This window comes from Acinetobacter sp. YH12094 (assembly GCF_013419295.1).
In the GTDB taxonomy this organism is placed as follows: Bacteria; Pseudomonadota; Gammaproteobacteria; order Pseudomonadales; family Moraxellaceae; genus Acinetobacter; species Acinetobacter amyesii.
Window position 1 is genome coordinate 181,881 of the sequence record NZ_VPAK01000001.1, and the last position, 23,709, is coordinate 205,589.

At 40.4% G+C, this 23,709-nt stretch carries 19 protein-coding genes and 8 tRNA genes; 22 read left to right on the plus strand and 5 right to left on the minus strand.

The features are described from left to right. Window positions 1-22 precede the first annotated feature (22 nt). The 11 genes from FTU34_RS00835 (at window position 23) to FTU34_RS00885 (ending at window position 2,846) form a co-directional block, all read left to right on the plus strand. Window positions 23-457, plus strand: a complete 435-nt coding sequence (locus tag FTU34_RS00835) for a YbaN family protein (RefSeq protein ID WP_180034506.1) — start codon at window positions 23-25, stop codon at window positions 455-457. After that, on the plus strand, window positions 450-944 hold the full coding sequence (gene elsL, locus FTU34_RS00840; protein ID WP_180034505.1) for a cell wall-recycling L,D-carboxypeptidase ElsL: 495 nt from the start codon (window positions 450-452) through the stop codon (window positions 942-944). Before FTU34_RS00835 ends, elsL begins: the two co-directional genes overlap by 8 nt. A gap of 448 nt (window positions 945-1,392) precedes the next feature. Beyond that, window positions 1,393-1,468: transfer RNA gene (locus tag FTU34_RS00845), tRNA-Val, on the plus strand. Window positions 1,469-1,497: 29 nt separating this feature from the next. Then, window positions 1,498-1,574 (plus strand) — tRNA-Asp (locus FTU34_RS00850). Window positions 1,575-1,621: 47 nt separating this feature from the next. Continuing rightward, a tRNA-Asp gene (locus FTU34_RS00855) sits at window positions 1,622-1,698 on the plus strand. A gap of 21 nt (window positions 1,699-1,719) precedes the next feature. Next, window positions 1,720-1,795 (plus strand) — tRNA-Val (locus FTU34_RS00860). 13 nt (window positions 1,796-1,808) lie between these two features. Continuing rightward, window positions 1,809-1,885: transfer RNA gene (locus tag FTU34_RS00865), tRNA-Asp, on the plus strand. Between the two features lie 31 nt (window positions 1,886-1,916). After that, window positions 1,917-1,992, plus strand: a tRNA-Val gene (locus FTU34_RS00870). A gap of 44 nt (window positions 1,993-2,036) precedes the next feature. Then, window positions 2,037-2,113: transfer RNA gene (locus tag FTU34_RS00875), tRNA-Asp, on the plus strand. 98 nt (window positions 2,114-2,211) lie between these two features. After that, window positions 2,212-2,287, plus strand: a tRNA-Val gene (locus FTU34_RS00880). A 97-nt stretch (window positions 2,288-2,384) separates the two neighbouring features. Beyond that, a complete protein-coding gene (locus tag FTU34_RS00885) occupies window positions 2,385-2,846 on the plus strand; it encodes a DUF2750 domain-containing protein (RefSeq protein WP_180034504.1) in 462 nt (153 codons plus the stop codon). Between the two features lie 53 nt (window positions 2,847-2,899). On the opposite strand, the gene FTU34_RS00890 is transcribed toward FTU34_RS00885, so the two are convergent. The 4 genes from FTU34_RS00890 to yccS all read right to left on the minus strand — a co-directional run bounded on the left by FTU34_RS00890 (window position 2,900) and on the right by yccS (window position 9,479). Continuing rightward, entirely contained in the window at window positions 2,900-3,670 is a 771-nt protein-coding gene (locus FTU34_RS00890; RefSeq protein WP_180034503.1) for a YdcF family protein, read from the minus strand. Window positions 3,671-3,774: 104 nt separating this feature from the next. Further along, window positions 3,775-6,477, minus strand: coding sequence for a sulfite reductase flavoprotein subunit alpha (locus FTU34_RS00895; protein ID WP_180034502.1), 2,703 nt, complete (start codon window positions 6,475-6,477; stop codon window positions 3,775-3,777). 187 nt (window positions 6,478-6,664) lie between these two features. Further along, window positions 6,665-7,225, minus strand: a complete 561-nt coding sequence (locus tag FTU34_RS00900) for a YcxB family protein (protein ID WP_180004995.1) — start codon at window positions 7,223-7,225, stop codon at window positions 6,665-6,667. Window positions 7,226-7,310: 85 nt separating this feature from the next. Continuing rightward, window positions 7,311-9,479, minus strand: coding sequence for a YccS family putative transporter (gene yccS, locus FTU34_RS00905; RefSeq protein ID WP_180034501.1), 2,169 nt, complete (start codon window positions 9,477-9,479; stop codon window positions 7,311-7,313). Window positions 9,480-9,614: 135 nt separating this feature from the next. On the opposite strand from yccS, the gene FTU34_RS00910 reads away from it, so the two are divergent. The 10 genes from FTU34_RS00910 to FTU34_RS00955 all read left to right on the plus strand — a co-directional run bounded on the left by FTU34_RS00910 (window position 9,615) and on the right by FTU34_RS00955 (window position 21,693). After that, window positions 9,615-10,817 (plus strand): multidrug effflux MFS transporter, encoded by a 1,203-nt coding sequence (locus FTU34_RS00910; RefSeq protein WP_180034500.1) that lies wholly within the window; start codon window positions 9,615-9,617, stop codon window positions 10,815-10,817. Between the two features lie 642 nt (window positions 10,818-11,459). After that, complete coding sequence (locus tag FTU34_RS00915; protein WP_180034499.1) at window positions 11,460-12,794, plus strand: DcaP family trimeric outer membrane transporter; 1,335 nt, start codon at window positions 11,460-11,462, stop codon at window positions 12,792-12,794. A gap of 628 nt (window positions 12,795-13,422) precedes the next feature. Further along, the gene (gene gltS / locus FTU34_RS00920) at window positions 13,423-14,664 is read left to right on the plus strand and encodes a sodium/glutamate symporter (protein ID WP_180034498.1); all 1,242 of its coding nucleotides are present in this window, start codon (window positions 13,423-13,425) and stop codon (window positions 14,662-14,664) included. A 63-nt stretch (window positions 14,665-14,727) separates the two neighbouring features. After that, a complete protein-coding gene (locus FTU34_RS00925) occupies window positions 14,728-16,203 on the plus strand; it encodes a sodium:alanine symporter family protein (protein WP_180034497.1) in 1,476 nt (491 codons plus the stop codon). 242 nt (window positions 16,204-16,445) lie between these two features. After that, window positions 16,446-17,438: a patatin-like phospholipase family protein gene (locus tag FTU34_RS00930; protein ID WP_180009823.1), complete on the plus strand. Its 993-nt coding sequence runs from the start codon at window positions 16,446-16,448 to the stop codon at window positions 17,436-17,438. 386 nt (window positions 17,439-17,824) lie between these two features. Beyond that, a complete protein-coding gene (locus FTU34_RS00935; protein WP_171319286.1) occupies window positions 17,825-18,001 on the plus strand; it encodes a hypothetical protein in 177 nt (58 codons plus the stop codon). A gap of 282 nt (window positions 18,002-18,283) precedes the next feature. Then, entirely contained in the window at window positions 18,284-18,805 is a 522-nt protein-coding gene (locus FTU34_RS00940; protein ID WP_078192241.1) for an acyl-CoA thioesterase, read from the plus strand. A 196-nt stretch (window positions 18,806-19,001) separates the two neighbouring features. Beyond that, on the plus strand, window positions 19,002-19,598 hold the full coding sequence (locus FTU34_RS00945; protein ID WP_180034496.1) for a TetR/AcrR family transcriptional regulator: 597 nt from the start codon (window positions 19,002-19,004) through the stop codon (window positions 19,596-19,598). Continuing rightward, the gene (locus tag FTU34_RS00950) at window positions 19,595-20,800 is read left to right on the plus strand and encodes an MFS transporter (RefSeq protein ID WP_180034495.1); all 1,206 of its coding nucleotides are present in this window, start codon (window positions 19,595-19,597) and stop codon (window positions 20,798-20,800) included. The genes FTU34_RS00945 and FTU34_RS00950 overlap by 4 nt, the downstream gene beginning before the upstream one ends. Then, a complete protein-coding gene (locus FTU34_RS00955; protein WP_180034494.1) occupies window positions 20,800-21,693 on the plus strand; it encodes a LysR substrate-binding domain-containing protein in 894 nt (297 codons plus the stop codon). Before FTU34_RS00950 ends, FTU34_RS00955 begins: the two co-directional genes overlap by 1 nt. Before the next feature lie 120 nt (window positions 21,694-21,813). On the opposite strand, the gene FTU34_RS00960 is transcribed toward FTU34_RS00955, so the two are convergent. Continuing rightward, complete coding sequence (locus tag FTU34_RS00960) at window positions 21,814-22,722, minus strand: DUF4349 domain-containing protein (RefSeq protein ID WP_180034493.1); 909 nt, start codon at window positions 22,720-22,722, stop codon at window positions 21,814-21,816. Between the two features lie 215 nt (window positions 22,723-22,937). Between FTU34_RS00960 and FTU34_RS00965 the strand changes: the two genes are divergently transcribed. Beyond that, complete coding sequence (locus FTU34_RS00965) at window positions 22,938-23,546, plus strand: glutathione S-transferase family protein (protein WP_180034602.1); 609 nt, start codon at window positions 22,938-22,940, stop codon at window positions 23,544-23,546. The last annotated feature ends 163 nt before the right edge of the window (window positions 23,547-23,709 follow it).

Below are 23,709 nucleotides of genomic sequence, written 5' to 3' on the forward strand. Positions count from 1 at the left end.
ATTGAAAGTTCAGGGTAGCGGTATGAAGACGTTGTTTTGGCGAAGCTTAGTGGTTGTCTTTGTCATTTTAGGCTTTATAGGGGCTTTATTGCCGGGAATGCCCACGACAGTCTTCTTAATATTAGCGGCATGGGCGGCTTCAAAAGGTTGGCCTCAAATGGATGCTTGGTTGTTGAATCATCCTAAATATGGGCCAACCTTACGCGATTGGCGCGAAAATGGCACAGTCCCACGCAAAGCAAAATGGTTTGCATCGATCATGATGTTTGTTAGTGGTCTGATTATGCTTTTTACATCAGCACCGATTGCCGTCAAGATTTTCACTGACTTAAGCATGTTGATTATTGGCATTTGGTTATGGACACGACCAGAGCCAAATAAGATTAGAACTATTGAAACATCGCCGCAGACACAACCACAAGATAAAGATAAGCAGAAAGAGCAAGAGCATGTCTGAATATACCCAAGATCAAGCAGATATCCTGATTAACTTGAAAGATCAAACTTTAACTTTGCCGAAACTGAATAAGTTTTACCTCATTTCATCGGGTAAAAATGGCATTGGTGAGCAGGAAAATAGTGGCAAGACGCCACGAGGCTGGCATCAAGTGGCTGAAAAGTTTGGTGGACAACATCCTCAAAATGCAGTTTTTAAAGCACGTCAGTGGACCGGAGAGGTTTACGACGAGCAACTTGCTGCATCATATCCTGATCGGGATTGGATTTTATCTCGAATATTATGGCTCAGTGGTTTAGAACCGGGCTTTAATGCAGGTGAGGGCTGTGATACTTATCAACGTTATATTTATATTCATGGCACACCAGATAGAGAGCCTATGGGGATACCGATGTCACATGGTTGTATTCGCATGCGAAACAGCGATGTTGTAGAACTTTATCAATTGATTCCATTAAATGCGCTGGTTTACATCACTGAACATTGAACACGTCGTTAAAAGCACAAGCCATGAAAGCCGAAGTTCATGACATCAAACCATGGTTTGAAGAATTAAAGTGAGTTTGAAAGGCGTTTTTTGTCAGAAGTAATACACGCAAACTAACAGAAAATCGTGTTTGAATGTATTTTGTACACTGTGGTGTTTTAGAATGTAGTGTATGTGATGAATTAATCGTCGGTTCGCTGAATGATTAGTTATGAGTCCACGCGAAAAACTGTTTTTTATGTGAATGATGCAGAATATAAGTCATATTTTTAGTAATAAATTTACAGGTTTATAGCTAAAAAATGTTCAAAAATACTGATTTTTCCGCAATATAACTTATTTTTTAATCACTCAAACAGAAAAAGTGGAAAAGAGTTAGAAAAGCGTTTGACAGACCGTGAGGATTCTCTATAATGCACCTCATCAAACGATGAACATGTTTTGAAAAGGGCGCTTAGCTCAGTTGGTAGAGCGTCTGCCTTACAAGCAGAATGTCGGCGGTTCGATCCCGTCAGCGCCCACCAAACCTTTTCAGTGTTAAGATATTTAGAGTGCAGCGGTAGTTCAGTTGGTTAGAATACCGGCCTGTCACGCCGGGGGTCGCGGGTTCGAGTCCCGTCCGCTGCGCCACTTTAAATCTTAATTCGTTTGAACCACAATAGCGACATTGTGTAAGTGCAGCGGTAGTTCAGTTGGTTAGAATACCGGCCTGTCACGCCGGGGGTCGCGGGTTCGAGTCCCGTCCGCTGCGCCATTTACATGATAGACCTTTTGAGGGCGCTTAGCTCAGTTGGTAGAGCGTCTGCCTTACAAGCAGAATGTCGGCGGTTCGATCCCGTCAGCGCCCACCATATTTTTTGCGATGCAGCGGTAGTTCAGTTGGTTAGAATACCGGCCTGTCACGCCGGGGGTCGCGGGTTCGAGTCCCGTCCGCTGCGCCATTACAAAGAATATAATTGTTGTACCCTTTGAGGGCGCTTAGCTCAGTTGGTAGAGCGTCTGCCTTACAAGCAGAATGTCGGCGGTTCGATCCCGTCAGCGCCCACCATATCTTTTAAGATATAGGTTGTGTTTCGAAAGAAACTACGTGATGCAGCGGTAGTTCAGTTGGTTAGAATACCGGCCTGTCACGCCGGGGGTCGCGGGTTCGAGTCCCGTCCGCTGCGCCATTTATCTTAAAAATCTCTGTTCAAGAGAATGCCTTTAGAAAAATCTTTGATTTTTTTCTTGCGCTCAGACAAAGCTTCGCTTTGTTACTCTTCGCTCAGGGCGCTTAGCTCAGTTGGTAGAGCGTCTGCCTTACAAGCAGAATGTCGGCGGTTCGATCCCGTCAGCGCCCACCATATTCTTCTATAGAATCTTCTTTCCCCAAAAGCTTGCCTAAATTTTCTGATTTACATAGAATCCGCTCTATAATAATTTTAATATTGTATGTGATCTATGAGAAATCCATATCAGCGCAAGGCAGCGTCTAAAACTCAAACTACAAATTACAATCCTCAACAAACCTATAAACAATTTATTGAAAATATGGTTGCTCAAGGTGGCGTGATTGCGTTATATCAAGATGGTTGGGCACTTTGTGCGACACCTACAGGTCAGCGTTCCTTCGCCATTTGGCAAAATCGTGGTTTGGCACGTTTATTAATTAAAGACAATTGGTCCAATTATGAAATTCAGGAAATTTCATTAAAAGACTTTATCGAAAAAGTCATTCCGTTTTTACGCAGCGAGAGCACTACGGTATCTTTAGATTTGACCCCAGAAGGGCAAAATATTTTGGTTGCGCCTGAAAAGATGCTGTTAGATATTAAAAATTATTTATATCAAGTCTATCAACAGCGCCCAGAAATCTTTGAAAACCTTAAAATTCCTTTGCCACGTAACATTCGTTTAAATTAATGGTTTATTCACAGCATAAAAAGCCCTTGTTTACTGATCAAACAAGGGCTTTTTTAATATTCATTGAGTACAAAACCGCTCAAAAAGGCAAAATATTCACGTAACCAAGAGTTGTAGCGGATGTACAGCGGTGTAGGCGCTGCAATGGTATACACCTGTGTATAGCCTAACTTTTGTGCAATTGCTTTTGCACGTGGAAGGTGAAAGTCACTACTGGCAATTGCAATGGGGGCATCAAGCGAAATTTGATGTTGTTTTAAAATCATTTTACTATTGGTCAGATTGAGTTCTGTACTGGTACTTTTACTTTCTTCATATAGACGTGCCGCTGAAATGTCATAGTGTTGAAGTAAATAGCGCTTCATGACAGAGGATTCGGTCATTTTTTCATTAAAGCCTAAACCACCGGTCATGATCATGATGGCATTGGGCTGTTTCAAGGCATACGGTGCTGCGGCATCGAGACGCGCCTTTAAGGTCGGAGAGGGTTGACCATTTTCAATACCACTACCTAAAACGATGATAGCTTGGACGGAAGTAAATGGCTTGGATTGCTGGCTATTGAAGTGTAAATACGCAAAAAACAGTAAAAGGCTCAATAGCCAAAGCCAAAACAACCACCATGTAGCACGCCAGAGCCTTTTGAGTTTAGGGTATTGATCTAAAATATTGTGGATTTGCGTTGCAAATAGTCCAGATAAAAGAAAAATACACCCAATGACTAAGGGTAAAAGGATGCCTAAATGAATTTTATCTAATGTAAGTAACCAAATGGCATCTACGCAGAGCAGCAAGCCTACACAAAGCAGTAGTATTCTTTTCATTCAAAAAATTAAAGCAGTATTCGTATTTGGCCCAAGTATAGCGAAAAAAAACCAGACACGAGGTCTGGTTTTGAGTTGGGACTATTTATGAGTAAACATCTTACTTAGTAAACATCACGACGGTAACGCCCAGCTTGACGCAGTTCAGCAACAACATCTTCACCTAGTATATCAATCAATGCGTGGTCAACGTCCGTTGCCATACCATTGATACTACCGCAGACGTAAATCACGGCACCTTGTTCTACCCATGATTTTAATAAGGCCGCTTGATCACGTAGCTCATGATGCACATAGCGTTTCTCCGTTTGATCACGAGAGAAGGTGAGGTCTATGCGTTGAACTAAACCGGTGTTTTGCCATGCTTCAATGACGTCTTGATAAAAGAAATCATGTGCGCGTTGGCGCTCACCAAAAATCAGCCAGTTTTGCGTATAGTCTTGACGAACTCGTGTATGTAACAGGCTGAGTAAACCAGCAATACCTGTACCGTTACCAATACAAATCACAGGACGATTATCTGCAATCAGATGGAATGATTCATTGGTACGAATACGCAGTTGTAGTGTGCTATTAATCGCTGCATGTTGTGTTAACCACCCTGAGCCTAAGCCAAGTTCACCCTCTGCATTGGATTGCTGACGTACCACTAAGCGTAATACTTGCTGACTTGGAATACTGGCAATCGAGTATTCACGAGTTGGAAGCGGTGGAAGCTGTTCGAGTAAATGATCAAGGTTGGCAAATGGTTCAACATCCGTATTTAGGTTACGATCCCATAATGCATCTTCAATACGTTGCTGAGTAGAATCAACTACTTGCTGACTTTGAATTTGGTACTTTTGCATGAAGTTTGCAATACGTTCAGCACTATTACCTGGTTGAATCTCTGCAATATCACCCGCTTGCCAGTTGGCTTCATGTTGCGGTTTTAACTCAATATTAAATGCAGGTGCACCTAAACTGTTCGGGTTGAGTAAATCACGTTTGGTCAATGTCCATGCATCAAAAGTTTTTTCAATTTGCATGTGCTGAAGTTCAAGTTTAGTCGCTTTGGCTAAAGCGCTATTCCATGCTTGAATGGCTTGGGTGTCGCCATTATTGACTTCAATCGTGTCAAACAGGGGCTTCGCAGCATTACTTTGCATCCAACGATGAATCGCATGACCAAAGCTACAGAACGTATCCGGATATTCTTCAGAGCCTAAAGCTAAAACGGCAAACTGAACATGACTCAAATCGAGGCTTTGTGTCATCAGTTTACGTTCAAAGCTTGAAGCGAGATCAGGCGCTTCTCCAGTGCCATAGGTACTTGCAACAAATAAAATCTGAGCGGCTTGCGTTAAGTCATCTGCTGAAAGTTGCTGAACAGCTTTCACTGTGACAGGCTGACGAGCCTCTTGTAAGCTTGTTGCTGTACGCCATGCCAATTGTTCAGACTGACCTGTTTGTGATGCATAGCAAATTAACCAAGGCTGTGCATTTGGGTCGATGGTAACTGGTGCTAAGCTTTGACGGGCTTGCTGTGTCAGTTTTTTCTGTTTACGACGTTTGAGATAGAGCATCCATCCTGTGACAAAGAACAGCGGCATCATGAGGGATGCAATAACCACAAAGAACTGATAAATCGGTCCGAAGAAACTACCGCGATGTACAGGCAACATGCTGGTCATGATTTTTTCATTTAATTTTTTATCTTCGTATAACTCGATATCGGTAAGAGCATCCGTTTTGTAGTTATAAGTCGCTTTGTTGCGCGCACGTTCATGTTGAGGGACGGCATCCACAAAGTTAATTTCTAATTCACCATTGGCTTTTTTTGGAATATTAAAAGTGACACTTGAGTATTCACGACCAATATTTTGATTAAAGCCATTCCAACTTTGCGTAAGGGCAATATTCACTTGTTCTGGTTTTAGACCACGTTTTTCTCCGCGACCTTCAGCACCATGTTTATTTTCTTGAGCGCCGTGTTCAGAGGGACTCGACGTTGCAGGGTTTCTTTCAGAACGTGCTTGGTGTTCACCACGAGTTTGTCCTGCTTCAGTGGCTTGTTTTTCACCACCTTGCTTTGCACCCGCCTGTTCAGCAGGTTGTCCATTCGTTTTTGGACCTTCTTGCAATTGGGGCTGTGGACGTTCAACGCCCATGACTTTAAACATGCCATTACGCCACCAATCATAAGACCAATACAAACCTGTACATGCCAAAATGAGATAGAAAATAATCACCCATGTGCCGACGACAGCATGTAGATCCCACAGGAAATTACGTCCTTTGAGCTTTGGTTTAACTGCAAGCCATTGTTTTACAGAATGTCTCTTTGGCCAACGCAGATATAAACCACTCAATACAAAATAAATTAGCATGAGTGTACATGCGCCGGTAATTTGTTTACCAACAGGGCCAACAGTTAAATTACGGTGTAGCTGCTGTACAAACTGGAAGAACTTTTGACCTTTGATTTCAGGTAAAACTTCGGCTGTATAGGGGTTCACCATCATGTTATAGCCACGACGAGCACCTTCTTTGACAATATTCACGGTACTTGAGGCGGTAGCATCTGAGGCAATAGAGATGCTATTAATTTTCATGTCAGGATCAGACTGACTAAAGTGCTGATAAAGCTCAGCAGGGGTTAGTTTAGGCTGCTGTTGAGCCTGAACCACATAACTGTCCTGATTGATTGCTTTAAGTATTTGCTGTTCATAGGAATAAATGGCACCTGTAACCCCCATGAGCGAGAGTATTAAGCCGGCACTAATCCCCAAGAACCAGTGAATCTGGAAAAGGGTTTTCTTAAACATGATGGATTTAATATTGATAAAAGGTTGCTGAATTGCGACGAATTATAAACGATGATGTAGTAGAGAATGTGGAAAAAGTAAGTAATATTCATTCTCATTATTGTAATTATCAATAATTATTCAAAAATTAAACACATAAAAAACCTCCAAAGAGAGGAGGCTTTTTATAAACAAATGTCTGTTAGGCTTAAATTGGTTTAGCTGGGCCTACAGTTTCATTTAAGTGTTTACGAATGGTCGAAAATGGAAACTTCTTGCTATCCATACGTTTAGGCAAGATGTATGCACCATCTTGACCCTTTACTTTAAAGTTCAAAAGGATGAAGTCTTTGGTGTCATACCATTCATGAATGTCTTTCCAACCGACAGTCATCGTCCCCATGTTTGCGCCCATACGTTGCTGCATAGAGATCCCATGCGGCTGAACACCCATACGGATGCCTTTAATTTCTTGAACAGGGACTTCGTTCAGTTTGCGTTTCGCATACCACTCGATACCGAATTTACGCACAAGGAAGTAAATCACAACACAGACAATAGCTACCCAGCAAAATACTGTTGAATAGTTCTTAATAAAGATGAGGCCCAAGAGTGCCAGTGCTAGAATTGCACCCATAATTAGCCATGCTTTTTTGCCAATTTTGAAGTTACTGCGAGACAGAACAAGTTGAGCATAACGTTGTTCTTCTTCAGAAATTTCATAAGCCACTGGCTCTAGCGTGTAGGCGTATAAATTTTTTGCGGTCATAGTGAAAGTAACAGATTTAAAACTGTAAAAAGTTTAGCATTATTTATACCAATTCAGTGAGTATATTGTTCCAAAATCATCCAAATTATAGCGAAGCCAGTTCAGTCGATGCCTGATCATGCTCATGACTGAGATTTTGTTTCAATTGGCTAAATTGGTTCAACACGTTAAACATCAAAGAAAGCTGTTGTAGCACAATTAAGGCTTTCTGATCTTCCTCACTGTTTTGTGACAAACGCTGACGGATTTCTTGCAACATATTTTGCGCAGATAAGTCTGGAACTTCGTCACGTAGCAATGCACCTTGAATGTCATCCGCAGCTTTATCCAATAAGGCTAAGACCTGTTGGTCTTGAATTTTTTCACGATGCGCACCTAAGGCCGCGATATAACTAATAAAGGTATGATTGAGGCACAAAAACTCAAAGGCTAAAGCTTTTTGAGTCGGATCGGTATCGGGTTCGGTAGCTAAGGTGGAAATCAGTGAAGCAACTTCTGCATCGGTATTATGGGCTGCACGACGGACCACACGATAATTCAGCCCGTTATTACGACCAGATTTGTATTGTTCAACCACTTCGGCCAAATAATCACACTGCGCTTGAATCGAACGGCTGATGGTTCGAGGCAGGCGACGGAATTTCCAATCTGGGAAAATGAAACTCACACCAAACCATGCCAAGGCACAGCCAATCAGTGTATCAATCATACGCGGCATAGCTGCGGCAAAACCCATGCCATCTAAGTTAAAGTTGATCAGCGCCAAAATGGTAATAAATGCAGTAGCTTGTGCATATTGCTTACTACGTAATTCAAAAAACAACACGCCACTTAAAATGAGCAGTAATAGTTGACCTTCGACAGAAGGGACAAAATATAAAATCGCATAACCTAAAATAATCCCGACCAAGGTGCCAATGATACGTAAATAGAGGCGACGTTTGGTGGCGTTAAAGTTCGGCTGGCTGACAAACAGGGCGGTCAATAAAATCCAATAGCCATAACTGATATTGGTTACTTGGACAAAAATATAACCAATAAATAAGACAGTCGATAAACGCACAGCATGACGGAACAGCACCGATTCAGGGCTCAAATGTTGTTTGAATCGAATGACGATGTCGTCCCATCCTTTTAAATCATCATCTTTTAAACGATTTTCAATCAGGGCTTGTCGGTCAATATAACGCTCGGTTTCGACATTACGTAATTGCGCATCGATGCCTTTTAGGTTTTGGTATAAAGCAAATAAAGAGTTGATCCAGACTTCATCGTATTTTTGTTCTTCACGCAGCTTTTCGAGTGACAGTTTTAGATTATGGAATGCATGCTTAAAACGTTGATTATGATGATAAGGTTTTCGCTGTAAGATACTGATACTCAAATCTTTACAAGCTTTACCTTGAATCGAAAGCACGCGTTGAAAGCGGAATAAAATATCACTATGTTCAAAAATACGGGTCAATTTTTGATAATCAATATGCGCGGAATCGGCACGTTCATGAATGTCTTGCGCGACAAAATAATATTGTAGGCTACGACGTGTATCTTTTTGTCCACGGTCGCCTTTTAAACGCGTTAATAAGGCCGTTTTCATATCGTTGAAAATGCCAATTAATTTGCCATTTTCGAGCGACAGCTCAATCAAACTTTGCTGGTAACTTTCCGGTGTCATATCGACATCAAACAAGTTAGATTTTGCAAATAAGAAGTCACCTAGAGACGAATAGCTTTGGGCCAATTTGTCCTGAACTTGACGCACAGGAAACAGCAGAAAGCTCAAAGTCGAAAGCAGTCCGTACCACATCGCACCGATGACCAATAAACCTGCTTGTGTATACCAATTTTCAAAAAGTTCAACCCCAAGCATGGAATACACGGAGATCACCAAACAGCCATAAGAAATGGTGGCGTAGCGACGACCCAATGAACCCAAAAGAATCCAACCAATACAAGACACAATCAGGCCCAATGCAAATAAGATCGGATGCGGGAACAACAGATAAATGGATACCGCAGTAACAAAGAACCCGATATAGGTATAAATTTGATTGAGCACACGGACTGAAAAGCGGTCATCGATATCACTTAGACCTGCGGCAACCACACCCAAAGTGAGGGGAATGGTCATCAATTGCTGATCTAAAAAATATGGGACAAAGGCTGTTCCTGCGAAGGCAATGACCATGCGCAAGTTATACATAAAGGTCGTGTTATAGGTTGCTTGTTTCAGTCGTGCGAGCCAGGCGTTCAAAATTTTTCCTTTGCTAAAGCGATGGGGCAGTAAGCAATGTGTATCGTGTGAATTTTCACATTGAAGCCAAGAAATAATACTATGTGCAGTGTAAACTTGTCTGCAAAACTTGCTTGCGATAAATGAATTATTCTTATGAAAAGCGTCGAATCACAAAAGGAATTTTCTCAACGCTGGATCGTCTTGTTGGCGTTGCTGACTGCTTTAGGTCCACTTTCAATCGACATGTATTTGCCGGCTTTACCTCAAATGGCCGACGATTTTGGTGTCACAACCCAACAAGTGGCCAATAGTCTTCCAGCGTATTTCTTAGGTTTGGCGATTGGCCAGTTAATTTATGGGCCAGTCAGCGACCGCATTGGGCGTAAAACACCGCTATATTTCGGTTTGGTTTTATATATTTGTGCCGGTTTTCTGTGTGTCTTTGCCAATAGTGAATGGAGTTTGATCGCTGCTCGTGTTTTGCAAGCCTTGGGTGGCTGTGTCGGTGTAGTGATTGCCCGTGCTGCAATTCGTGATCGCTTAAGTATGCAAGCTTCTGCTCAAGCCTTTGCCAGCATGATGATCGTGACAACAATTGCACCCATCATTGCACCTACTTTAGGCGCATGGGTTTTGCAGGTGTTTGAATGGCAATACATATTTGCGGTATTGGTGCTTGTCGGTATTTTTTGTCTTTTCTGCGTACATTTTTTCTTTCAAGAAACCCTACCTGTTGAGCGACGCTTAAACTTAAGTTTAAAACAAGTCTTAGGTTTATATGGTGCGATTTTACAGGACGAAAGCTTCCGTAAACCGATGCTCACAGGCTGTTTTTCTGGCGCAATTTTATTTTGTTACATCAGTGGCTCATCTGCCATTTTAATGGATGGTTATGGTCTGAGCCAACAGCAATTTGCTTACGTATTTGGTGCGAATGCTTTAGGGATTATGGTGTTTTCGACCCTCAATAAGAAACTTGCAAATCGACTGGATGTTCGCCATCGATTGCACTTGGGTAATGCACTTCAATTATGTGGGGTGCTGATCTTATTGGTGGCGGGGCTATTTTATCTTTCATCTATCGTTGTTGTAATGTTGGGCATGTTCTTATGTGTTGCTTCAATCGGCTTCACTGGTCCAAATGCGATGGCATTGGCGATGTCTGAACAAGGCTCACGAGCTGGCACAGCCAGTGCAATCATGGGAAGTATGCAATTTGCCTGTGGTCTATTGGCTGGAGTGTTTTTGAACTTTTTAGTATGGTCAGCGCTGATCAATATGGCCCTGATTATGTTGCTATTTGTGGTTGTTGCAATGTTCACCATGCGTAGTTTAAAAGCTTCAGCCATGGGTTGAGCTGAATACAGGTGATGATGTTTAGGTCATTTGACTTAAACGTCGGTCATCAACGTACTAGTATTTTGATCAAATATCCGCGTCACTCATTATAAATGTTCATCATCCATAACGATGAATGATTGTGCTATTTTCCCATTGTGAGGTCAGTTTCTATTTTCTCGAAACTTATATCTAAACAATCATCCACTTGAAAATAAAAAGTGAAACGGTGGATCGCTGTTATCCCACTCTAATAAAATAGAGCAACTGATAAATAAGTATTATTTGCATTAAACACAGTACTTTATGTTGAATCACTATATGTCAAATGCCTCTATTGGCAATATGTCGGATTTTATCATTTTTATAACATACCTATAAAGTATGGATTTTTACCTTTAAGGTATTAATAATGAGCTTTTTTGCCATCTGAATCGGCTAAGTCTGAATTTTAACTAAATATTTCAGTCTATTTTCAGTAATGGATTCAGGTTTCTTGCTTTTTGCTTTCAAGTATTTCGTTATTGGGGGCTACAAGTTGGGACTTTAATGCGACTAAAGCACGGATATGCAGCTTGAAATTTGTCCGCTCAAATAGCTGAATAACAAAGCGCCCAGAGTTAGGGCATACAACAATGACAGGACAATAGAGAGCTTAGGATGAAAACTCAAACTGTATTCCACCCAATGAAAACCCTTGTTGTTGCCATGAGTTTGGCAACGGTCTCAATGGCTCATGCAGGCAGCAATACTTCTGAAATTGAACAATTACGTGCAGAAGTTGCAGAACTGAAAAGTTTGATTAAAGCGCAGCAGCAAGTTCAACAACAGCAACAAACAGAGATTCAGCAAGTTAAAGCGCGTCCTGTTGCACCACCACCGCAACCAGCTACTCCAGCTGCAAGCTTAAAATCTAAAACAGGTGCAGATGTAAGTCTTTACGGTTTTGTTCGTGGTGATGCGAACTACATTATTGAAGGTGCGGATAACGACTTTAACAACGTACATACGTCTAAAGAAGAAGCACGAGATAAACTTCGCGCAACTGCAAAAACCACACGTTTTGGTTTAGATTTTACAGCACCCGTCGGTGGTGATGATAAAGTGGGCGGTAAAATCGAGGTCGATTTCAATGGAAGTGGCGAAACTATTCGTCTACGTCATGGTTATTTAACCTTTAACAACTGGTTATTTGGTCAGACCACATCAAACTTCTTGTCTAGCCATGCACCAGAAATGATTGATTTTGCTACTAACGTGGGCGGTGGTACAAATCGTTTGCCACAAGTGCGTTACAACGTAAAACTTGCACCGCAAACACAATTATTTGTAGCTGCTGAAGAAGGTGATAGTAAAGCTCAAGCACTGACTACCAAAACAGCGGGCACGCCTCCTGTAAGTAATACAACGCTTGAGGATTCAACAGTCAAATATAGCTTACCAGCGTTGACAGCTAAACTGACTCAAGGTTATGCGAATGGTAAGGGGAATGCATCTGCACGTGCGCTTGTGGAACATCATAAAGTTCAAAGCGGTAATGATGATGAATTAGGGTGGGGTTTGGCAGCTGGTACGACGTTTGATGTGACTAAACAGCTAAAAATTAATGGTGATGTATCTTATGTAGAAGGGAACAGCAACTATTTATATGGCTCAAATACCGCATATGTTGTTGATGCTAATGGGGATATTGAGCAGAATAAATTTACCGCAGTACAAATCGGTGCAACCTATAAGTTTAATGAAAAGTTGCGTTCAACTTTAGCTTATGGTGCATTATTTGCTGATGAAGATACAGATTATGCAAAAGCATTTAAAGATGTTGGAAATAATTCTGCAAACAAAGAAGTACAGCAAGCTTGGTTAAATGTAATTTATACACCAGTGAAACCAATTGATTTAGGTGTTGAATATGTGAATGGTAAACGTGAAGCGTTTACTGGGAAAACATATAAAGATAACCGCGTTGGCTTAATGGCTAAATATAGCTTCTAAGCTAAATCATCGAAAAGAATCGATCAAAAAAGCCTGACTCAGTTCAGGCTTTTTTTGTTTAAAAGGTGGATGTTTCAATGCAAATGAACTCACAGTACTAAGTAGATGGATTCACTAAATCGCCTGAGTCATGATGTCGTACTGGTTAAGGCAGGCGTTGAACCACGTCCTATAATGCATTATGTTCAAATCTTTAATATTTTATATAGATAAAAAATGCGAATACATTTTAGTAAAAACAAATAGATATAACTTTAAATTATAGCAAATAAAACTTTTTGTAATTAAAATTAATGAAATTTCTCTGTTCTCCACGCATAATGTGCGACTTTTCTAATCAGCATTTGATTTTATGTATTTCATCTATGATGTGAATATTGTAGTAAGTGTTGGTTTAGTAAGCATGAACTGCTTTTATGGATTTGTTTTGTCGAATTGAGTTTTCACTTTTTTTAACTCAGGCATACATATTTGAATCAGATGATGAATATTTATGATTGGCAATGAATAGCTGGTAGCCTGATTTATTGGTTAAATTTACAAATTGGAATTGTATTTTAATTAATAAACGCTACTAATTTCTATTAATTGGACTAATAAATATTCTAACCATTTTGGACAAATTATTATGGAATTTAGCTTTAACGCATTTTATACCTTAATTGCGGCGGTGATCGTTCTTTTATTAGGACGTTTTCTGGTAAATAAAATCAGTTTTTTGAGGCGTTACAATATTCCTGAGCCCGTAGCTGGTGGTTTGGTTGCTGCAATAATTTCATTGGTTGTACATAGCATTTGGGGTTATAGCATTACTACGAGTAGTGAATTACAAACCAGTTTTATGCTGATTTTCTTCGCATCCATTGGTTTAAGCGCAAACTTTGCCAAATTGAAAGAAGGCGGAATTGGTCTTGTTATTTTTCTGGTAGCCGTTGCTTCTTTCATTGTTGTGCAGGATGTCGTTGGTATCAGTCTTGCCACTTTATTGGGTATTGATCCACTGATTGGTTTGATTGCAGGTTCAATTACGTTGACAGGTGGTCATGGTACAGCTGGTGCATGGGGTGAAATTCTTGAAGTTGAACACGGTATACAAGGTGCATTAGCTTTAGGTATGGCAAGTGCAACTTTTGGTTTAATCATTGGTGGTATTATTGGTGGCCCATTAGCTAAGTTGCTAATTAATCGTTATCGCCTAGCAACTCCGCGCACGAATGAGCAAATTGAGCGTAGTGATAACACACCACTAGCTGATATTAATTCAACAGAATATGTACCTTTTGAATATCCACATCGTGTTCGTTTAATTACCGCAGATAATGCAATTACGACTTTGGGCTTATTTGCTGGCTGTTTAGCATTTGCTGATTTTATGACGGCTTTCAGTAAAGGTACGATGTTTGAATTACCGACATTTGTATGGGCTTTAGCTGGTGGTGTCATTTTACGTAATGTATTAGAAGGTATTTTCCGCGTACAAATATTTGATCGTGCAATTGATGTATTTGGTAATGCTTCATTATCACTGTACTTAGCAATGGCACTATTATCGTTGAAACTATGGCAGCTATCAGATCTTGCAGGACCATTAGTTGTGATTTTGGGAGCCCAAACATTAACAATGGCACTATATGCTGCGTTTATCACTTTCCGTGTAATGGGCAAAAATTATGATGCTGCGGTTTTAGCGGCGGGTCATTGTGGTTTTGGTATGGGGGCAACACCTACCGCAGTTGCAAATATGCAAGCCATTACCAATATGTATGGTCCATCTCATAAGGCTTTCCTAATCGTTCCTTTATGTGGCGCATTTTTTGTTGATTTGATTAACGCAACAGTTATTCAATTAATTCTTAAATTCTTTGCTTAATTTAGAAAGGCTCTTCAAAAAAGAGCCTTTTATACTTTTGACCATTTAAAACTAGGGTTGAATATGAATGAACAATTAAATGAAACCCTGTTGGGGTGGATTAAAATTTTTAATGACCCACTTTGGGATTTCCTTGTTGTCTTCTTGGTTGCTGTTGGTATTTTTTATACTGTAGTAACAGGTGCAGTCCAGATTCGCCTATTCATTCACAGTATGAAAGTGATGAAATCTAGCCGTAAAGAAGGCGATGATGAGCATGGGATTACACCATTCCAAGCCTTTGTGACTGGACTGGCAAGTCGTGTCGGTGTGGGTAACGTCGCAGGTGTTGCAATTGCGATTGCAATTGGTGGGCCGGGTGCAGTGTTCTGGATGTGGTTTACCGCATTTTTAGGCATGAGTTCTGCATTTGTGGAGTCTTCACTTGCACAGCTCTTTAAAGTGCGTGATACGCAAAATCAGCAATTCCGTGGTGGTCCAGCGTATTACATCACGCAAGGCTTAAAGCAAAAGTGGTTGGGCGTGGTTTTTGCCATCGCGCTGATTTCAACCTACGGTTTTGTCTTTAATGCGGTGCAAGCCAATGCCATTACAGGTGCGACCTCACATGCGTGGGGCTGGGATAAAGCCAATATCATTTTAGACTTAGGTGGTTTTGGTTTCGAAATCTCTTGGGTAGGGTTATTCCTTGTCTTTATAACAGCGCTGATTATTTTTGGTGGTATTAAGCGTATTGCAAAAGTGGCAGAACGTTTTGTTCCATTTATGGCATTACTTTATTTGGCAGTCGCGCTCTATATCGCTTTTGCTAACTTTGCAATCTTGCCTGATATCTTCCAGTTAATATTCAGCAAAGCATTTGAGTTTGATGCTGCGGCTGGTGGTTTCTTCGGTGCTATGGTTTCTATGGCGATGATGCAAGGCATTAAGCGTGGATTATTCTCAAACGAAGCGGGTATGGGTTCTGCTCCGAATGCTGCGGCAGCATCAGATGTTAAACACCCGGTCAATCAAGGCCTGGTTCAGATGCTCGGTGTCTTTGTCGATACATTTGTGGTGTGTACCTGTACGGCGATCATTATTTTGGCATCTGGCTTGTATGAAAATGCAGGCTTTGAGGGTGTTGCTTTGACGCAAATGGCGCTTGAAAGCCAGATTGGCGCATGGGGAGATGACTTCCTTGCCATAATCTTGTTCTTATTCGCTTATTCTTCAGTAATCGGTAACTATGCTTATGCTGAAGGTAATGTGCAGTTTATCAATAACAATCCTAAGGTCATGTTTATATTCCGCGTAGTCGTCCTCATGATGGTGTACTTTGGCTCAATCATGAGTGTGCCACTGATTTGGAACTTAGCGGATCTCTTCATGGGCGTGATGGCGAGTATTAACCTCTTTGCGATTTTATTGCTGACGCCATTCTTATTGATGCTGATGAAAGACTACACCTCACAGTTAAAACGGGGTGTAAAAGAGCCAGTATTTAAGATGGATGAACATCCAAAATATAAGGATCGCGTTAATTCCGATATTTGGTAAAGTCAAAAATTAACTTTAAAAAGCTCCGTTATCGGGGCTTTTTTTGCTAGACAATGTTTTGGATCTTGATGTGGAAATTCTGCTAGACACTGAAATTTTGACAGCCAATGACTTTCTAGGTTGTATGTCAATATAATGTGCATCGGTCAGAGGCATTAACGAATAATAACAGTGACGTGAATGTGGACTGATTAGACTACTTTTTCTCTTCAAATCTCGAGTTGCATTTGGAATATCTCTCAATGAAAAGCATAACTGTTTTGATGACTGCATTCGCAATCAGCCTTGTAGGTTGTCAAAGTGTGGGCTCAAAAAAGGTCAGCGCTGAAACAACATCACAAATTCGAACTTATACAGCAGCACCTGCTCAAGTGGCGAATAACCGCATTGACTTTAAAAAAGTGAAAAAGCAGGAAAAGCGTCCGATTGTTGCTTTGGTTTTAGGGAGTGGTGGGGCCCGTGGTTATGCACACATTGGCGCCATTCAGATACTTGAACAGCAGGGAATACACCCTGATTTCATTGTCGGAACCAGTGCGGGTAGCATTGTGGGTTCAATCTATGCTTCAGGTAAAAGTGCCAATGAGTTAAGAGATATCGCCTTAAATATGAAAGCCAATGATGTTCGAGAAATACGTTTGGACAAAAAAGGGTTTTTTGACGGTAAAAAAGTTGAAGATTATATCAATGAGCAAGTTGATGATGTGCCTTTAGAGTTACTAAAAACCCCAATGTATGTGGTGGCAACCGAGTTAAAGGATGGCAAAAAAGTCGTGTTCAACTATGGTAATACGGGACAGGCCGTTCGTGCTTCGGTGTCGATTCCGAGCATGTTTATTCCAACGATTATTGAAGACACTGAATATGTCGATGGTGGCTTGGTCAGTCCAGTTCCTGTGGACGTTGCACGCGATTTAGGGGCAGATATTATTATTGCGGTGGATATTTTGGCACGACCGATTCATACCGAAACGTCGAATGTTTGGGGCTTGTTTAACCAAAATATCAATATTATGCAAAATCGTTTAGCTCAAGAAGAGCTCAAGCGAGCAGACATTGTGATTCAACCTGATTTACGTGAAAAAGCACATATATTTGATGTGAAAGGGCGTGAAGCGACGATGCTTGCAGGTGAAGAGGCAACCTTGGAAAAACTTGGAGAGATTTCTCGGGTCTATGCTGAACATCAATACAGCAAGGGACATCATATTCCTTATTTAGCGGCCAAAGACTAGGTTGGTACAATCCATAAATTGACATGCATCCTGTTCACCTCTCAGGGTGCATTTTTATTTCAGCAAAGCATTTTAATTTTTGCTCTCAGCTTTTCCCATGCTCAATAGTATCTAGTAATCATTAATATCTTGGATGTTGATTGGTTTTAGGTCTTAATCAAAAGATTTGCCAAATATAAAAATCGTAATAATAAGAAAATATACAGTTAATTATTTGAAATTAATTAAGAAAATCATATTAATTGGTTTTACGTAGATTTTAAGAGTATATACCTATATTAGCGTTTTTATTCATGTGCTTACGTTTACCAATACTGTTGAAGTGTTTAGAATATCATCAGGTTATTAATACTTAAAACCAATAAATATTTTAAAGGTAGCTGTAGATGAAAACGCTTGATGTAGGACAAAAAGTAAAGCTTGCGATGATGGAAGAGAGGGTATTTATTGTCACTCATGTACATGTAGATAATTCTTACACGCTAGAAAGTACCAATGATTTTGGGCAAAAAACCAGCTATGACAACGTATCTTTCGAGATGTTAAAAGTCTTAGAAGATTAAGTTTAATGCCGTGCTATGTTGAATCGATGAACAACGCGTTTTAATGAATATGTTTTAAATATAAAACACAGCATAGCTTGGATTAAAAAAAGCTGATAGATAGCGCGATAAATACTTGTTTATCGGGTGTATATCGTTATCGATATATATTTTACTGAATGATGGTATGATCACTATAAATAATAATGATGGTTTTTTTGCCGATTTGAACATTTAATTTTGATTAAAATCTATATAATAATCACATTAATCATTGTTATATCACGAGTCTAGAGAAACAAGATGTCCCCATTAGATCAAATTGCGAATGCACTAGACGACCAGTCAGAATTATCGATGTCAGTTTTAATGACTCCTGACATGGCGAATTTTTCGGGTAATGTGCATGGTGGAACGATTCTAAAATTGTTAGACCAAGTCGCGTATGCTTGTGCAAGTCGCTATTCTGGTAGCTACGTGGTGACACTATCAGTCGATAAAGTGAATTTTAAAGAACCAATTCACGTGGGTGAATTAGTGACTTTCCTTGCAAGTGTGAACCATGTTGGTCGTACTTCTATGGAAATTGGTATTCGTGTTGAAGCGCAGAACATTCAAAAACGTACAGTACGTCATACCAATAGTTGCTATTTCACAATGGTCGCTGTTGATGATCAAGGTAAGCCGAAACAAATTCCAGCATTGAATCTAGATAATGACTGGAAACGTTGTCGTTTCGAAGCTGCGGAACAGCGTAAAGTGGCACGTTTACAGGAAAATCATCATCCTTCTTGCAGTATTTATAAAAAGTCGACACAAAGCTAATCACTTTGGTGGCTGAATATTTGAAAAGATCGCTTAGGCGATCTTTTTTGTATTCTGAAATTCGTCTGGAGAGTGCAGTTGGGATTTGAATTCCGAGTGTGCGACTAAAGTTTATTCTTTAAAGCTCAGTTAAAGATAGTCATTCAGTCCAATACTGTTTAATATAAAACGATACGTAGCGTTTCGTTTTTAAATTATGAGTGAAACTGAAAAAACTTCTCGGCGTAAGCAATGTATCTTACAAGCGGTCACTGATGCTTTAGCGGAAAGTGATTATCGAAGCATGACCATTGAAGATATTGCAGCTCGTGCAGGCGTGGGAAAATCGACGATTTACCGTTGGTGGAAGCATAAGTCCGATCTGGTTTTCGATGCTTTTAAAGCGCACACCGCGTCAGTGTTTGAACTCGATTTATCACAAAGTTTAGAGTTCAATCTAAATCAACAATTGCTCAAACTATCACGGGCTTTAAATCAGCACGTGGGTCGAGCATTGCTGGTTGTATTGGCGGAGCATCGTGAAGCAGCGGGTGAGTTTTTTAAACAGTATTTATTACCTAGACGAGAAGCCACACGTGAGCTGATCCAATTGGCCATTCAACGAGGCGAAATTCGGGCGGTTTATCCTTTCGAACTCATGTTGGATATGTTGTATGGCCCGATTCATTATCAGATCATTTTCTTTAATACCCAGCCAGATGAAGACTATATCAAGCGACTGGTGCAGTTGGCGCTAAACCCGATTTTTACGCAGTCCCAAGCCACGCGTAGCAGCGAGACAATGACCTCATGACTACTCAACATCAGGCATCGCTATGGAACAAGTCTTTCGTTTTTTGTCTGTGTAATAACTTGTTTTTATTTAGCTATTACTTTGCGCTGCTGACAATATTGCCCATTTATATTATGAAAGAATTGGGTGGTTCGATTCAGCAAGCGGGTATGGCTTTAACGCTGTTTTTGGTGTCATCCATTGCGATTCGTCCCTTTTCCGGCATGATCATTGAGCGTTTTGGTAAAGCCAATTCTGTGCGTATTTCAGGCTTTATCTTTGTCGTTTTTGCGCTGAGTTATTTGTGGATTGACAGCATGTGGTCGTTGTTGGTCATTCGTTTTTTACATGGTTTTTGGTTCAGTATATTAACCACGGTCAATGTTCCCATCGTAAATGATTACATCCCAGATCATCGAAAGGGCGAAGGCATGGGTTACTTTGTCATGTCGACCAACTTAGGCGTGGTGATCGGGCCATTTTTAGCGCTGAGTATGATTCAATTCAGCAGTTTTAGTACCTTATTTGCAGTATTAGCCTTATTGGTTGCAGTGGGCTATATTTTTACGTGGTTAGTTCAAATACAAGAACACGTACAGCATAAATCAAGTGATCAAGCGAGCCAATCCGCAGCCATCCAATGGCGTGATGTGATAGAAACACGGGTACTTGCCATCAGTTTTGTGGCATTGCTGACCGCATTTGCATATTCGAGTGTGATGAGTTTTATCACCGCTTATGCAGAGTTGAAGCATTTACTCGCTTATACCAGTATCTTTTTTATTGTCTTTGCTGTGTCGATGTTGCTCGTCCGTCCTTGGGTTGGCAAAGTCTATGATCGTAAAGGCCCGAGTGCAGTCATCTATCCATCCTTTATTTGCTTTGCCATTGGTTTGGTGGTTGTGAGTTTTCTCACGAATCAATGGGTGCTTTGGATATCGGCAGTTTTTATGGGCATCGGCTACGGTTCAGTGTTCCCATGCCTGCAAACGGTCGCGATTCAAACGGTAGAAAAAGCCCGAATAGGACATGCGATATCCACCTTTTTTGCCTTGTTTGATATTGGCCTTGCTGTCGGTTCGGTCATTATGGGTGTGCTGATTGCATACTTTGGATTTCAGGCAACCTATTTATTTTGTGCGGTGATGGTGCTGTTCACTTTGTGGATGTATCGTCTATTCGTGGCAAACCAATTTAAACGCAGTGCTTTAGGAGCTGAATAATGGAATTACGACATCTACGATATTTTGTTGCGGTTGCCGAAGAGCTAAATTTTACCAAGGCTGCGCAGCGAATGTGTACTGTGCAACCTTCTTTAAGTCAGCAAATTAAAGACCTAGAACAGGAAGTTGGGGTGCAATTATTGATGCGAACCAACCGAAAAGTTGAGCTGACTGCAGAAGGTCAGGCCTTTTTAAAAGAAGCGCGTTTGAGTTTAGAGCATGCTGAAAAAGCCATGATAGATGCACGTCAAATCGCGCAGCTCAGTAAAGAACAACTGAATATCGGCTTTGTTCCTGTGGCTGAAATGAAGGTCTTTCCTTATATCATGCCAAATATTCGAGCTCAGTTTCCTGAGTTAAAAATTCATTTTCATAGTTTAATGGATGTCGATCAGATCAGTGCAGTGCGTAAGGGAGAGATTGATATTGCCTTTACCCGTTATGTCGAAGAAAGCCCTGATATAGAATTTGTTCAGATTTTTACTGAGCCTTTGGCGCTGATTGTACCGAAAAATTCGCCTGTTGCAGAACAGCGGCATATCAGCATTAAAAACATGAATAATCAGGATTTTATTATTAGCGATGAACACTCATCACCTGAGCTATACCGAATTATTCAAGATTTCTTTAAGCAAAATAAACTGAATGTGAACTTGGTACAGCATTCGACCAATATTTTGTTAAATGTCAATTTGGTCGGTATGGGCGTGGGATGGAGTTTGGTGCCGTCTTATGTCATTCCATTGCTCGGTGATAAAATATTGGTTAAAAGTACCGTTGAACCTTTGCCGACCATTGGTTTGTATGCGAGCTATCGAAAAGATCGTAAAAATGATGCGATCGAGTTGATTTTAAAAGTATTAAAAGAGCAGTTCTATATGGGCTTTTTCTAAGCCTTTAAATATTGCCCTAAGATTTAAATGAAAAAATCCCGAATTAAGCGCTTCGGGATTTTTTTATTTATCGTATTTTTAATCAAAGACTCAATGAGACATAGTCATTGTCACTCTGATTTATTTAAACCACTTTTGTAAATAAGGTTTCATCACACGGTAGGCAATCAAACCGATAATAATAATCATATAGATTGGCCAAATCGTAATAAGAATAACCAGTAGGCTCAACACAAATTGCCAACCTTTTTGAATACCATACCACGCTCTTTGCCAGAAACTATCGCCATTTAACTGCGCAACAGCATCAAGGTTAATATCGATATGTTCACGGACAGTGGCAGGTTGAGTAAAGCCAATCACAATCGTGCTATAGCGGACACGATCTTCAACTTCTAAGCGGGTCAGTCGTGAGATTTCATTGACTTGCGCAGCTGCAACATGGTCGGGCACGACCTGTGTTTGTGACATTATTTCTTCGAGTAGTTTTAGCTCATAGCGTTTTGCCGAATATTGCTGACGGTTCAAAAAATGCATAAGGGGCAACAGTTGATTAACGAAATGTGCAGCTTTTTCAGTTGGCACACGAATGATCATTTCCGCTTGCGGATTTACTTTTTCAAAGATTTTAATTTTGCCGTCAGCAATCGGGTAGGATTGACTCTCTTGCACCACAAAGTCGATATTTTTCTGTTCAATAAAGCCGCCTAAACTTAGCGTCAGTTTTTCAATTTCTAAGGCCGTTTTAACCACATCTTTCGACTCAAAACTGACATTGGCTTCTCGTACCATTTTACGTGAGGCTTCAGCTGGGTTGACCTGCTCATTTAAAATAGTTTCAGGTTTTTGTGTTGTTGCAGGCGTGGTAGACGGCTCATTGGAAGTGCTTTCCGCTGCTTGATCTTGCTGTGTACTGACTTGAGCAGGTTGTGCATCTGCGCTGGCTTCAGTTGCCATTTCTTCGGTTTTCTTGGAACAGCCTGAAATTAAAATTACCGTAAACATGGCAATTAAATATTTATTTTTCATCGATGTAGAGCTCAATTGTTTGATTATCAGAAAGTCGGAGTAAATACTTTTTGCTTTAAATATCAATTCAAATTTAGCGTAATTATTAGTCGGGCGTATTGTATCGGAAAGTGTTTAAAGCACGGATGAACGCAACATAATTCTACATAAAGCCGCGTATAGTAATAGACAGAACAACAAGGATGAAAATAAGGATATCTACAATGAACCCAACAATGAAACTCTACAGCAATCCACGCTCACGCAGTAATACTATTCTGCCTTTATTGAAAGAATTAGACATCGAGTCAGAAGTTGAGATTATTGAAGTGCCATATGAAGAGATGCACCAAGCGGCATATCTCAAGATTAATCCCATGGGCAAAGTTCCCTGCTTAGTCGATGGTATTGTCGTGATTAGTGAGACCGCAGCCATCTTTAGTTATTTAGCTGATACATTCAGTGACAAAGGTTTGGCACCCGCCTTGGATGATCCCAAACGTGGTGAATATTTGAAATGGATGTTTTTCTGTCATGGTCCGCTGACTGAATACATGGACATGAAAAATGTCGGCATTAGCACTGAGTTGATGGATGAGAAACGTGGCAGTTTGAGTTTTGGTAATGAAAAAATACTTTTAGATTTTATTAAAACAGGGCTTGCACAGGCTCAGCCATATCTGTTGGGGGATAAAATTAGCGCAGCAGATTTATATTTGGCTTATTGGATGGTGTATGCCATTTCATTCAAAATATTGCCATATTTAGATGAATTTAAACCTTATATTCAGCAGATTCAGCAACGTGAATCGGTAAAAGATGTGCATTGGTTTCAGTCGGTTTAACCTGGAAGCTTATTTGATTGTTGGCTGAACTTGGTATTGCTATATGTCTATTCATATAACTCTTTCTTTGAGAACTAAAAAGAAAGAGTTTTAAATATCAATCACTAAGATGATAAAGCGATTTTAATTATTGCCTAGATAATGTATGGCATATATTGCGCTA